This window comes from Novipirellula caenicola, from assembly GCF_039545035.1.
GTDB classification, from domain to species: domain Bacteria; phylum Planctomycetota; class Planctomycetia; order Pirellulales; family Pirellulaceae; genus Novipirellula; species Novipirellula caenicola.
Map to the genome: position 1 here is coordinate 1 of NZ_BAABRO010000013.1, position 14,171 is coordinate 14,171.

9 protein-coding genes are annotated in these 14,171 nt (G+C 54.1%); 1 reads left to right on the forward strand and 8 read right to left on the reverse strand.

Annotation, left to right across the window (positions count from 1 at the left end; translation table 11 throughout):
• On the reverse strand, positions 1-256 hold a 256-nt coding region (locus ABEA92_RS21770; protein WP_486348738.1), incomplete at its 3' end, for a transposase.
• Positions 257-1,101: 845 nt separating this feature from the next.
• Here ABEA92_RS21770 and ABEA92_RS21775 point away from each other — a divergent pair.
• Complete coding sequence (locus ABEA92_RS21775; RefSeq protein ID WP_345686126.1) at positions 1,102-3,816, forward strand: hybrid sensor histidine kinase/response regulator; 2,715 nt, start codon at positions 1,102-1,104, stop codon at positions 3,814-3,816.
• On the opposite strand, the gene ABEA92_RS21780 is transcribed toward ABEA92_RS21775, so the two are convergent.
• The 7 genes from ABEA92_RS21780 to ABEA92_RS21810 all read right to left on the reverse strand — a co-directional run bounded on the left by ABEA92_RS21780 (position 3,813) and on the right by ABEA92_RS21810 (position 13,962).
• Complete coding sequence (locus ABEA92_RS21780) at positions 3,813-4,718, reverse strand: DUF1571 domain-containing protein (RefSeq protein ID WP_345686128.1); 906 nt, start codon at positions 4,716-4,718, stop codon at positions 3,813-3,815. The two genes, ABEA92_RS21775 and ABEA92_RS21780, sit on opposite strands and share 4 nt — an antisense overlap.
• A gap of 107 nt (positions 4,719-4,825) precedes the next feature.
• The gene (locus ABEA92_RS21785; RefSeq protein ID WP_345686130.1) at positions 4,826-6,544 is read right to left on the reverse strand and encodes a hypothetical protein; all 1,719 of its coding nucleotides are present in this window, start codon (positions 6,542-6,544) and stop codon (positions 4,826-4,828) included.
• A 471-nt stretch (positions 6,545-7,015) separates the two neighbouring features.
• Positions 7,016-7,237, reverse strand: coding sequence for a translation initiation factor IF-1 (gene infA, locus ABEA92_RS21790; protein WP_040764994.1), 222 nt, complete (start codon positions 7,235-7,237; stop codon positions 7,016-7,018).
• 238 nt (positions 7,238-7,475) lie between these two features.
• Positions 7,476-7,889: a 30S ribosomal protein S9 gene (gene rpsI / locus ABEA92_RS21795; protein ID WP_345686133.1), complete on the reverse strand. Its 414-nt coding sequence runs from the start codon at positions 7,887-7,889 to the stop codon at positions 7,476-7,478.
• A 105-nt stretch (positions 7,890-7,994) separates the two neighbouring features.
• Positions 7,995-8,435: a 50S ribosomal protein L13 gene (rplM, locus tag ABEA92_RS21800; RefSeq protein WP_345686135.1), complete on the reverse strand. Its 441-nt coding sequence runs from the start codon at positions 8,433-8,435 to the stop codon at positions 7,995-7,997.
• A gap of 394 nt (positions 8,436-8,829) precedes the next feature.
• Positions 8,830-10,305, reverse strand: a complete 1,476-nt coding sequence (locus ABEA92_RS21805) for a cryptochrome/DNA photolyase family protein (RefSeq protein ID WP_345686137.1) — start codon at positions 10,303-10,305, stop codon at positions 8,830-8,832.
• 87 nt (positions 10,306-10,392) lie between these two features.
• Positions 10,393-13,962: a mechanosensitive ion channel domain-containing protein gene (locus ABEA92_RS21810; protein ID WP_345686139.1), complete on the reverse strand. Its 3,570-nt coding sequence runs from the start codon at positions 13,960-13,962 to the stop codon at positions 10,393-10,395.
• Between the last annotated feature and the right edge of the window lie 209 nt (positions 13,963-14,171).

The window sequence follows — 14,171 nt, forward strand, 5'->3', positions numbered from 1 at the left end:
TGGCCAAGACATCGGGCCGATTGCGGAGAATCACATGAACGTGACTGCTCATGATGGAATAGGATAGTATGTCAATGGAAAAGACAGATGCTAGCGATTCCATACGCCTGCGGATCCACTCTCGACGACAAGCGTAGTCCTTGCCGGTGACCGCATCGACGCCGGCCAGGAAGGCGCGGCGGACACAGCGCTGTGTCACGTGGACGATACAAACTTCATCGGGGCTGAATTGTTCAGCTCGTGGTGGCCGCGGCATCAGGTCACCTCCGCAGGCTCGAGGGATGTGATAGGGCTACCGTGATTAGAGCGGAAATTGAAAACCTGTCAAATTTTCGGTGCCAGGCACCTAAATTTAGGTGCCTGGCACCGATTTTGGATGATTGGGAGCGGAGAAGGTGGGTGGCACCGATCGGGAAAGAGGAGGGGGAGAACGCTAATTCCCTGGTAGGTTTGACGCAAACAATTGTGACAACAGGAGTTGCGTTAACCGCTCCACGTTTTTTATCGCACTGGCCCGCTGTTTGCCCATGTCTCCCCACTCAACCCTTTGCAATCGCATCCCCGGTTTGGATGTACACTCACTGCGACGTCGGTCTCGTTTTTCGAAATGCTGATATGCTGGTATTTGAATGTCCAAAGCCGCCCTAGGATCTCAATTGTATAGAGTAACCACACAGATGCGTGGAGTTGAAGTTGTCCAAACGCCATGACATTCTTATGCTAGGGTCCCACACATCAGGGGTTGGCACGACCCTGCGTCACACCACCATCGCCGCTGACCCTGTCCCCACCGCTGCCCTTGCAATCATTGTCCCTAAACCGCCTCGCCCCCTACGCACCGGCGACACAATAACCACGTGATCATTCGATGAATGCAACCGTCTTCGGCGACGACAACGCCGATGCGTCTGTGTTGCTTGCCCAGCTAAGAGAACCCCAATACGGGGATCGCCGCCACACAAGAAACTCGCCCCTCGTTTGCTTACCACCAAAACCTACAACACTCGCGACTAGCCTCGGATTCGCCTAGCGATTTCTGATAGGGAAGTCCTGAGACCCCGCCAAAATCAAATCGGTCGGATGGGACATGAGGATTGCTTTATGCACAGAGAAACGACGCATCGACCGGCCCCCAATCGTATCGATTCGCTGCTGTCCTACTCGCTAATCGGCAGCATTGTTTTGATCGGCTGCGGGATGTTTTATCTACGAGAGGCGAAACATCTCGAAGTCGCTCTGCTGAACGAAGAACGCAGCCGCATCGATACATTTGCTCAGCACATCCAATCCAGCTTGCATCCGGTGGCTGATAACCTGCGTCTGTTGGTCAATGATGGCAGCTTGATTTCTTACGTGACCACCGGCCGTCCTGCTGCACTCGAGCGAGCGATTCAGCAAGCCGTCGTCTTCAGCCGGCTCAAACCAGAATACGACCAGATACGCTATTTGAATTCACAGGGTCACGAGGTGATGCGTGTCAATCAGCCAGGACAGGTCGTCGCGACAGAGAAGCTTCAAGACAAATCGGATCGCCTCTATTTCCAAAAAGCAAACCGACTCGCACAAGGAGAACTCTACCTTTCCGCATTGGATTTGAACGTTGAACATGGCCAGATCGAACGCCCATTTCGCGAAGTGCTACGGTTTGCGATGCCAGTATTCGATGAAACAGGACAGCGGAACGGCGTTTACGTGATTAACTATCTCGGCGCCAATATGCTCGCACACCTCAAAGAAATGCGTCCCAAGATGCAGCACCGCTTGCGGATCATCAATGAAGAGGGCTACTGGCTGAAAGCAGCCGAGCCCAAACAGGAATGGGGATTCCTATTCCCAGAGCGAAAGATACAGCCACTGAGCCAAACGGAGCCAGAGCTATGGCGTCAAATCCAAACGAATGACCGAGGCCAATCGCGAACCTCAACCGGTTCCCTGACTTGGCGAAAAGTGGGGATAAAGGAGAGTATCGCCGACGAATCGAACACTGACGCCGTCATCGCAGAGGAAAAGTTTATCCTCGTCGCATCCGAGATTTCTGACGCCGAATACGCCGAAATCATCCTTCATCTACGCCTCGTGTTTGCTTTCGCGACGGCAACCCTCCTTGCGGTCTCTCTCTTTTCGACCCGCGCTATTCGTTCGAAACAACTCGCCAGCGAATCATTGCGGCGTAGCCAAAAGACGCTCAAGGAATCGCTACATACGATTGACCATGCGGTCCAAGCCCGAGATGCGGCCGAACTTGCCAATCAAGCCAAGAGCGACTTTTTGGCATCGATGAGCCACGAGTTACGCACCCCGCTGAATGGCATTTTGGGGATGAACGAATTGTTGATGCAGACCAAATTGTCGGAACAACAACGCAAATATGTAGATGCGGCGCACACCTGTGGTCAATCGCTGTTGCAACAAATCAACGACATCTTGGACCTATCCAAAATCGAAGCGGGAAAGATCGAGCTCGATATCCAAGAACATGACATTGAATCGCTTACCTATTCCATCGTCGGCATGTTTTCGCTCAGCGCCCAACAGAAGGGCGTGCCCCTGCTATGCCATATCGATCCACGTGCCTGCGTGAAAGCCCGCTGTGACGGAAATCGCTTGCAACAAATCCTTGTCAACCTTGTCGGCAATGCGGTGAAGTTCACGAAATCCGGACGTATTATCCTACGGACCGAATGCATCGAACGAAAACCGCAACGGATGCGAGTCCGCTTCTCTGTCGAAGACACTGGTATCGGCATCCTTGCCGACAGACGCGATCGTTTGTTTAAACCGTTCTCGCAAGTCGACCCATCCGCGTCACGCGAATTTGGTGGCACTGGATTGGGGCTATCCATCTGTAAACAACTCGCCGAATTTATGGGCGGCGAGGTCGGCGTGGAAAGCCAGGCGGGAGTCGGATCGACGTTCTGGGTCGAATTGGATCTAGAACTTACCGCAGAGGAACCGACGCTAGAAGCACGACGTAGGATCCTGGCGGGGATTTGCGTGGTTTCGGTGGATACGAACGAGAGCGAACGTAAACAAATCTACGACAGTTTAAGAGCGTGGGGCTGCCCCTTCGAACTGGTTGACTCACTTGCCGAAGCGTTGCGAGCGATCCACAAAGCCGACAAACATGGCACTCCGTTTTCACAAGTCTTGCTGGATTGCCGTGGCGTTGAAGGCAATCCCTACGTGACCATCAAAGAATTTGCGACGCAGTGCCGCCTGCCGCTGATTGGCATGGGCGCGAACTTCGATGACGCAACGCTCGAGCAGCTGAGAAAAGCTGGGGTGCAAACGATGCTATTGGATCCAGTCCGGCCGAGTGCTTTGTTTGATGCCCTGGCCGCGGGAATCCACAAATCGGCTCCGGCCCCTTCGGCTGAATCCAACGGAAATGAAGCTTCCCAAACGCCGACATCCTCCTTCACGGGGCACGTGTTAGTCGCCGAGGACAATTGCATCAATCAGTTGTACGTGTGCGAACTGCTAAAGCATGCAGGCTGCAGCTATGACATCGCGCAAAATGGTGACGAAGCCGTCTCGATGATCAGCAAACATCACTACGACGTTGTATTGATGGATTGCCAAATGCCCGAAATGGACGGCTTTACGGCGAGCCGCGAAATCCGTCGTCGCGAACGCCATGCCGGACAATCTCACCGCCTGCCAATCATTGCCTTGACCGCCAACGCATTGAAAGGAGATCGCGAGCGTTGTCTGCAAGCAGGAATGGACGAATACCTTAGCAAGCCAATCGAGTACGAGACGCTACGACAAATGCTTGCCAAATTCCTACACAATCCAGCAACCACCAAACTTTAAGGGTATCCATATTCGGGATTCTTTGGATCGAAATCCAATTCCGTCAGATCCACGTTGGTTTGGATATCGTGATAAGTGTAGGACTCTTGCAGCGGAGCAACCTCTTCGCTGGATTCAGGCCAACCAAAACTTCGGTAGCGGACAATCAATTGCCGCGTTGGATCGATCACGATTTCCGCGAGCGAAAAATCACCCTCTTTACCAGACGGCTTGGCTCGCTTGACCTGGATCAGGTCCGCCGAAATATCGTCAAACAAAAAGTCCTGCGTGATCGTGACGTCGATATCAGGGTTGCCTAAATCTTCTTGCCCCCGCTCAATCAACTTTTCCACCAGACGCACGATACCAATTTGCGAGATCGGATAACGCTGGCCTCGCATTGCCAAAAATCCGTTCGGGTCCAGCGGTGGAATGGGAGCCATCCCCAGCAATCCTGCTTCGTGGACAAGCAGTTTTCCGTCATGCAAATCCTCGGCCCAGATCACCTCGCGACCTTTGACCGACTCAGGTGCGAGAAATCGCAGATAGACACGTTTGCCTGCCGACTCGTCGCCATTGCGAAATCGCGTTTGGACCTTCAGCAGCATTTCCGTCTGCTCGCCAAGCAACCCGCTATGATCCACTTCTTGCTTGACGAAACGGGCGGTATAGCTGTGCAGCGAACGAGCCATTTCCGCTCGCGCTCGCGTTGCAATTTGCAGCACTTCCTCAAGCGACGATGGACGAGTTTTCGGCGTCTGCAGATCGTCGTCGGTTTGCGATTCGGAATTCGAAAGGTCCGTCGGCAACACCCGCTGGGAACTTCCTCGCCCCGAACTAGGCACCGTACTAAACAACAACACCGCAGCGACCAATGCAAAAACAAAGCCGCCAAGGACCACATGTTTGTTTGGATATTTCATTGAACAAAAACTCAGTGGAATACAAAACTCAGTGGATTATTCAGACAATAAAAAAGTCGGCCTCCTAAGAGGCCGACCTACAAATATCGGTGACACGCGGTCACGAATTAGAAGTTGCCGTTGTTCTGCATCTTCTGCTGCTGAACTTGACGCACTGCAGACCCGATCGCTTGCAACACACCTTCGCTGATCATCATCCGCGATTCTTGACCATTGACGATTGATTTCTGTACGACCATCACGTCGCCACCATCACTTGCTCGCGAGAGCGTGTCGATCATCGCAGCGATCACTTCATTCGTTTCAATGGATTGAGCATATTGCAAAATCGGCAGCAATTTGACGCGGAATTGACCTACTGGACGCACACCACCTTGATCACTATCGCCCGAATCAATCAGTTTCTTCATCAACGATTCGCTGTCCTTGCCCACAGCAACAAATACTGACTTGGCTCCGGTTCCAACGTGGACTCGCAATTTGGGGCCGAACATTTTCTGCAGTTCGTCTTCGTCTTGCGGCACATCGGCTTCGATCAGGTGCATGGTAACACCCTTGTAGGTGCTCAAATCAAACGAAAACTTCGGAGCCTTGGGTTCATTTTGGATTTTGGCCGCCAAGTCTTTGACAATCTGCGCGGCTTCGTTGCCATCTGCAACGAAACTGCCAAACACAAACTGAAAATCATTCTGGTTTGCCAACAACAGGGCGCCCACATCAGCCTTGCCTTCTTTCACCGAACGGCTGGCTAGATCAATGATGCGCTGCACCAAGGCCTCGACATCCGCACGCTGAGCATCCGACAAATCATCCGACTGATTCAGCGCCGCACGAATCGCTCCGGTTGCATTCTCGAGACTTGCACTGACCTGCTCAACCGCTTGAGGACCGATCGACATGGCCGTGTGATAGTAGGCAGCCGCATCGTCACGAATCACCGAAGCAAACTGCGAGGGAATCGCTTGTTGACCACCGTACATCGCAGCCAACTCACTACCCGCAACCGCTGTGAATGATCCTTCGAACATCAACTGCTTGCCCGCTTGATCGATATTCCAGCCGATCTTGAGCTCGTCGGTATCTTGGATCAATTGCTCGATCTGCTTGATCGAACTTTCGGCCATCGCCTTGGTGCCTTCGGCATCCGCTTGGTCTTGCTTGGAAATCGCTTGCTCGAACCCTTGGCGAAGCTGGGCAACAAGCATGTTACGAGTCTCGGTCGGCACCAATTGCATTCTCAGCCGGATCGCAACGTCATAGTCATTACCCATTCCTTCGAACAACGATGCAGGGTCGGTCGGTGCCAGCGATAGCAAGTCGCGGTTGCGAGCGATCGCGGCCCACGTGCCCACTTGGCGGATGTAGACGGTATTCGCACCGACGGCGATCACGAGCGTGCCGTCATCGAGTTCATCCGCGGGCCCGGTTTGAGCCTCCAAACGCTTCAGGACCGTTCGAACGTCGGCGGTTGGCAACAACGCGATCGGCTCGGGCGTTCCGTTGACAAGCGGAACGATGATGCCAATCGGTTGATTCAGATCCACCCCTTGGGTGAACGTGCCGGCCATCATTTGAAAAATGCCGCCGTATTGAGGTTGGCCCACCACGCCGGTCAAGTAATTGATGTCTTGCATCAACTTGTTGACCGAACCGAGCGTGACAACCACGACAGGCTCGGTGGCATCCGTGACGACCGTGCCGCCTTCGGCTGCGGGTGCCGTGCCTTGAGCGTGAACGAGTGAATTTGAACTAGCAAACAGCGTTGACGCTGCAAAAGCAACGACTGCAAAAAGTCGGTTGACCGTAACGGAACAACGGAAAGACATTTTCAAACCATCCTTAGGGAATTCGAACCAAGTGTTTCAGAAATCTTTTTATCCGGACCTCTCTGGGAGGGCAATCCAAAGAACGGATCGCAAGCTAATCCGGAGTCTCTATCTAAGTTACCCACACTGAACCGCAATAGTTTCACCGAAGCCCAAGAATGCAACAACCCATCGGAAAAACCCTGGCATCAGCCACATCGCCAAGACACACCGCGAGCGATCCATCGGCCAACGAGCAGGGGTCAACGGGCAGGGGTCAACGGGCAGGGGGCAACGTCAAACCGAAAGGGTGGAGAGAGAGCGACGACTCGCCGTGTTACGGCGACCAATCTCAGCAGGGAGAACGCTCTCACAAAACTGCCTGAAAACCGGAGAGGCAGGCGGCAGCGCATTAGCAGCCGAGCGCAAGGACACAAGAATCGCTGGCCGAAAAAGGTGCCCAGAGAGATTGAGGGCCAGCGGATGCGAACGCTATCGTTCTCGGAAGATGATTCGACCCTTGGTCAGATCGTAAGGCGACAATTCAACTCGCACCTTATCACCCGGAACAATACGGATGAAGTGTTTACGCATACGGCCCGCAACATGAGCCATCACTTCGCTACCGGTCTCCAATTGGACACGGAAACGAGTATTGGCGAGTGCTTGGGTTACAGTACCTTCGACTTCGAAGGCCTCTTCTTTCTTTGCCAAGTGACAAAACCTGTTTCGTTTGAGGGTAATTCGCTGGAATTTAAACAGCAGAAAGTGGCATTGGTTCCTTCAGCAAACTCGTCAATCCGCCACCGCACCGCGATTACGAACGACCATCATTCCCGAAAGAACCATCAACAGAGAACAAACTAACCCGCCAAGATGGCGGGAAAGTGATATCCCAATAAACGGGAATGCATATTTTGTGCCACAGTTCTCTTTCGAAAAAGAGAAGCGATTAACGCTTGCTGAACTGGACACCCCGGCGAGCACCACGAAGACCTGGCTTCTTTCGCTCTTTCATACGCGAATCGCGGGTCAGGTAGCTGCCATCGCGAAGCGGCTCATGAAGCGATTCATCGTAGCTAACCAAGGCACGAGCCAATCCCATGCGTACCGCACCGCTTTGGCCCGTCATGCCGCCGCCGCTGACACGGACAAGCACGTCGACTTGTTCGTTCAAACCAACCGCATCGAGCGTTTGCGTGATGCTGGCTTGGTCTTGAGCGTTAACAAAATACTCACCCATCGGCTTCGAATTCACGACGATCTTGCCGCTTCCAGCACGAACTCGCACGCGAGCGACACTGCTTTTACGACGTCCCGTACCGAGGGCATCACCGTTGATTTTGTCCTTTTTTACAGCGACCATAAATATCAGTCTGGTGTTTAATTTTTTTCAGATGGATTAACAGCACGTGCGGAAAATCCGTCACGCATTAAATAGGGGTAACCAGCAGAGCAAACTCTACCAGATTTATTTATCGCTACTGGCCTTTTTGCCAACTCGCTGCAAAACGACTGGCTGCTGTGCCGTGTGTGGGTGCTCAGGACCCGCGTAAATCTTCAATTTCTTGAGCATTTGGGTTGCCAATTTGTTCTTAGGCAACATGCGTCGGACCGCGTGGAAGATCAAATCTTCGGGTTTGCGTTGCTGACGATCGCTGTAGCTTTCCAAACGCAATCCAGGATGCCCGGTGTACCAAGTGTAGTGGCGAACGTCCATTTTGCGGCCGGTCATGGCCACTTTGTCGGCGTTGGTGACGATCACAAAATCGCCGCAATCGACGTGCGGAGTGTATTCAGGGCGATGTTTCCCCATCAGCACGACGGCGATATCGCTCGCCAACCGACCGAGAACTTCATCGGATGCATCGACGATGTGCCACTGCTTATCAACTTCGCCAGACTTGGCCATGTATGTTCGTTGAGCAACCACGAGATTGACTTTATTTATCGAGAGCTAAAGGGTGTTTTGAGGTTGAGCCGCCTACGTACGGGTTGCCCCGGTGGCTGGCGAGAATCGAGGAATTTATCGGGCAAGGCGGTTAACGGCAAGGCCTTTCGTTCTAGTTTCCCGCTGAATTACGATGATTTCCCGGCAAAGCTGCCATCTGGGAAACAATCGGCAGCCTGACGTCGTCGGATTGAAGTAATCTTCGGGAACTGGAATCCACAAGAATCCTTCGTTTTCATGCCCTCGCCCCCCAAATAGGCGGCGAGCCGCGAAAAGCCAATGATCGCCGCCATCAACCCACCGCGGCGATGGCGATCGGCGCGAAAACAGCACACCTGCAAAGCCGGCTGCGGGATCACGCACCCGAATCGGGACCAAATTGCTCTAAATAGTGATCGAGCCTCAATTTACGGCGAGTGCTATCACTGGTCATGTACCGCACCTTTCCAAAAATGGGACGCTCCGGCCCCCACGCTCGGTCAAACCGGCCAAGTGTCCAGAAAATGCCGCTGTACGAATTGGGATCCCGTCCATCGAGCCCATATTTATTGTTAAGCTCGATCATGATCCGCAACGCCTCTTGGGGCGATTCGGTCCACCGCAAGATATTTTTTCCCCACAACATTCGCATGTAGTTGTGCATCACGCCGGTGCGAACGAGTTCACGCTGGGCAGCATTCCAAAGCGGATCGGCGGTTTTCGCGGCTTCGAGCTGTTTCAACGTATACACCTCGTCGCGAGGATCGCTCTGGTGCTTTCGCAGCGTTTCGATCGCCCAATCAGGCAGGGTGTCAAAGTGATCGTAGACCTCACTGTCGCGAAACGTGCGGTTAAAACTCATCTCACGCCACGTGATCAGCTGGTCCAACAACGCCTCAGCCGACTCGCTGGTGTTCCAAAATCCATGGTTTTTTCCCTTGGGTTCGGACGCTTGGTTGGGCGTCCAATCTTCATGATCCAAGATTCGATCCACGATCTCGTGGGCCGCGATGTGCCCAAAATGCAAATGGGGACTGAGCCCTGTTGTCGCATTTTCATCAGGATGATTGCGATCATCGGCGTAACGAGACAGATCGTTTTTAATAAACGCAGCCAAGCGAGCCTGAGCTGCCTTGGCCCCGCCGCTTACCGTCGGACTCGGTCGAACGTCATGGTCGATCGGGATTTTGTCGAGCCCGCCGGGTGAAAGTAATGCGTCGATGTCCGCCGGAGGCCAGCGACGGGTGATCGCCTCAGGCAGCGATTCGAGCTTCGGAAGCGTGACCCTTGATAGCGGATCGGGTTTGGGCACTTCCAACAACACATCAAGGATATTTTTCTGCATCCAGCGGCGATAACTGTGAGCCACGGTGAAAGTGCGGTCGGGCAACCGCAGCGGCATCATGCCATTGCTGTCGATCAATTCCAGCCGTGCCGGAATACGATCTTTCACCGCCTTGATCATGTCCGGTAAAAAAAAGCATGGGTATTCGTCCGTGACAACCGTGCACGCTTTTTTTGCCAACGTGTGCAGCAGCGGACTTCCCACTCCTGGTTTGGGTTCAACGTACGGGTAGTAGGTCGCCGATTTCTTGGCTAACGCGGCGGCATTGTCCCGCATCCCCTCGATCACGAACCGGTGCAGTCGGTCGCTCGCCCATCGATAGCGAGTGCGAAGCGGCTCAAAGACCACTAACGGCTTGTTAAACTCCTTTGCTCGATCGACTGCGTGCTGCAGCGCAAAGTTATATCGAGTTCGCCGAAACGCGATCATCCAATACAGCACATAATCGCCATCGGGACGCAGTGGATGCGTGTTGGCATCGCTGTGACGAATCTCGGGAATCAACATGCGATGACCACATTTTCGAAAACAAACCAATCAGTCGTCCGGCCACGATCGACCGGGAACCGAGTTCATTGTTCAAGCGAGGCAAGCTTAGCTGGGAAGGTCCGAACTCGGTTTGCCGCCCAACATCGCTGCACTGATCCCGTCGATCGAACGCACATGCAAATCTCGTTGCGGAAAAGCAATTTCGATCTTGTTTTCGCGAAAGGCATCATCAATCGCGAGGTGCAGCTCGTGTTTGATGCGGCGATAACTTGCCACACCGCCGACGAACACTCGCAGCTCAAAATTCAGCGTGCTGTCCCCGAATTCGTTAAAAATCACCATCGGCGGCGGATCGTCTAAGACCGATGCATTTTTGTTGGCCACCTCGTAAAGCAATTTTGTGGTCAAGCGAGTATCGCTGCCATACGCGACGCCGACGGTCGTCACCAATCGCAAACTAGCATTGCTGAGCGTCCAGTTGACCAAATTGCCTGTCACAAATTCTTTGTTAGGAACCACCAACTCTTTGTTGTTCCAATCCAGGATGGTTGTCGCTCGGATGCGGATTCGCGTGACCGTGCCGGTCACATCCCCGATCGTCACGGTGTCACCGACTCGCGCCGGTCGTTCGAATAGTAAAATGATTCCGGAGACGAAGTTGGCAAAAATCTCTTGCAAACCAAAGCCCAACCCCACCGTCATCGCAGCGACCAACCACTGCACGCTGGACCAGCTGACGCCGACAAAATGAAACGCCGCCAAGGCACCGACCAAGATCATCAAGTAGCGTGACATTGCACTGGCGGCATAGCGAGCACCTCCGTCCAGCGGCAACCGTTGCAGCAGCGTGATGTCCATCAACCCTGGGACGTTACGACACGCGATCACGGTCAATGCGATCGCGACAATCGCCATGACCAAATCGCCAAGCGTGACCCATACCGCCCCCGAATCCGACTCGGCCGACCGATGCACGTTTAACCACAGCGGATAACGATGCACGACCCCAAGTGCAGGAAAAAACTCGCTCCAAGTCAAATACAGCCCGATTGCTCCGAGCAAAATCGGCACTAATTTGACGAAGCGTTGAGCTTGACGATTGAGGTCCGACAATTGGACATGTCCGGCACTTTCGATCATTTCCACCGCATCGGATGGCATTTCAGGAGTCGCCTGCTTGACTTGTGCCAACGCTTCACGGCGTTCTCGAGCGCGTGCGATGGCAACACGCCGGTAGGTGAGCAACAACCACCGCATCAACAGGGCACGAACAAAGATCAAGAAGGAAACGATTCCAACCGAAACCACCACTCGCCACGACAATTGGACCGCCGCGTAATGGTACCCTGCGAGCGATCCCGCCAATAACACCAACGGGATCAGCGCCAACAGTGGCGCCAGCGTGACTCCGATCCTGGCGGACGGAGAATCCGCCGCAGCACGAATCTGAGCCATAATCGTGCTACGTGGACCAAGCCAACTCCACAAAATAACGGCACCGGTGGTCATTGCGATGGCAAAGGTGAGTCGCCCGATCGAGGTCGTCATCAAATCATCGCCGCGAAGCTCGGTATACATCACGATCACCGAGCAAGGGACGATGATCCTGGCACTCCAAACCAAGCCACGGCGAATCACATCGGTCGCAGTGAGGTCCCATCCAAAGTGATCTTGGGCAACCCCATCGGTGCGAAACACATGACGCACGAAATCGATGACGTACATCAAGATGCTGCCGCTAAACAGAGCCTTTCCAAATAGATGCAGCGGTTCGCCAATCAACGTGGCACTTTCTAATCGCCACGCGATCCACAACACCAACAGTGCTGCGGGGCTGGCAATCAACATCGTCATCAATACCGCATGTGCGGTCGGTGCAAAGCGTGTCGCGTTGGGGCGTGATGCCTCGTGCCCCAGTCGGCTCAGTTCGCGTTTGATGCGGCCGCGTGAAAACAGCAACCAACCGATCAAAATCCAAATTGGCACGGTGGCAAGAGGTTTGTCGCGAAAATCGCGAGCGAGAACCATCAAGCCGTGCTTCCAGGGCTTCAGATCAAACGCATCGAGCAACGGTTCACGCCACGAGAATCCCTCGCGGTACCAAATCGGCATGGTGCTGGGCACCCACAAGACATGTTCGGCGACAAACGCCGCATGTTCGTCGATCAAATCCGCTAATCGCCGCTGCTCGACTTCCAGATTGCTCAACCGGTTGAGTCGTTTACGGGCAATTTCCGTGAGCTCGCGATAGAGCGTCAATCGATCGTTAAAAACACGCCGCAGCTGATCCTCGACATGCTCGCGATCCTCGATGGGGACCAATCCTGTGTGATTTTCAATGTAACGATCCACAGCGGCATCGAGGTCCAAAAGTTTCCGCCGCTCGTTTTCCCACTTCAGGATTTCGACCGTCAACTCGCTGATCGTCGCACGTCGTTTTCGCGATTCCTGGTGATACGCCGACGTGCTGGGCAGCTCGTTTTTCTCGTTGCGAAGCAGCATCCCGATCTCTTCGGAAAACTGAGCCGCTTCGGCTTGATCCCGCGTCTCGGTGAATTGAGCACTACGCGCAAGATACTCTTCGCGAGTGACAACGATCTGCTTGCGAGTTTTTTCCAGCTCTTCCAATAGCGACGTTTTGCGATTGGCCAAGGCAAGGTTGATCTCGGCGGCATCCTTGATTTCTTGGTCTGCGGCCTGAACCGCTTCGACCGCTTGGTTGGCCTTTTGCATCGCCTCGGCCTGTTCCGCTTTGGCCAGGGCGGATTGCAATTCCTCGACCTGTTTTTGTTTCAGCGTCTGTTCGCGCGCCGTGGCATCGCGCTGAAGCGCCAGCAATCGCTGGGCGTCTTCGGCCACGCGAGTTTCCGTGTCGAACAAATCCAAGTCACTTTTGAGCTGCAGGATCTTTGTCTGCAACGAGATTCGACGCGCCGATTGCAGTGGATCGGAATCGTCTTCGGCGATCTCACTTAACTGTTTCTCGGCCTCCACCAAGGCCGACCGCGACGTCGCGACCAGCCCGGGCAACTCCGCCATCCGCTTGCCCCAGAAGTCGACTTGGTCATTCAACGTCTTTAATTGTTGATCCAAGACGGCGAGATCCGCAAAGGCTTGACGATGCATCACTTGCAATTGGCTCAGCGGCATCTCGTCAAAATTCAAGGCGTCATTGAGCGGACGCATGGCCAATTTTTCAAGACGCGTTTGGGCGGCACTGAGATCGTCGGCGACCGTGGTTGATTGCTTGGTCAACAATTCGATTCGCTGGGCTGCGGCCTTGGATTCGTCGATCCGCGTAATCGCTTTTTTCAGCAGATCAATGATTTGCGTCTTTAGCGAATCGTCCAAATCGACCGACGCCGTGACCTGTTGAATTCGCGTTTCCAAATCGCTCTTGCTGGGCACTTGCGGGTCGGGAAGCCCGTTGGCCGTGACGGAATCAGTCGCCATGGATGGATCATTCACATCGGGCGACGAAACCCCGTCGACTTGGTCGGTTGCAGCGGCTGCCACAGGAGTCGGATTCGCAGGACGTGCGGAGGGGGCTGACCTGGGATCGCCCGATTGCCGATCGCCCGGTTGCGGGCGGGCCGATGGCGGTTCGACAGCCCCGGGCGAATTCGCATCCCCCGGCGCGGTCAACTGTAGCGGTGGCACATCCTGAGCCGTCACCTGAGCGATGGAAAGAGACAGCAGCAGACAGAGCAAGCCGATTGGAAAAGACCGGGTGTTGCCACCCGACACGGCCCTGGAAAAACACAAACGATGCAAAAGTGACTCCACGTGGGGCGATAATCGCATACCGGATGGCAAGTCTGCCCTGCTAAGTAGCGATAGCCACTCAAGCTTACGCAGCGTAGCATGTTGCGGTCAATTACTTT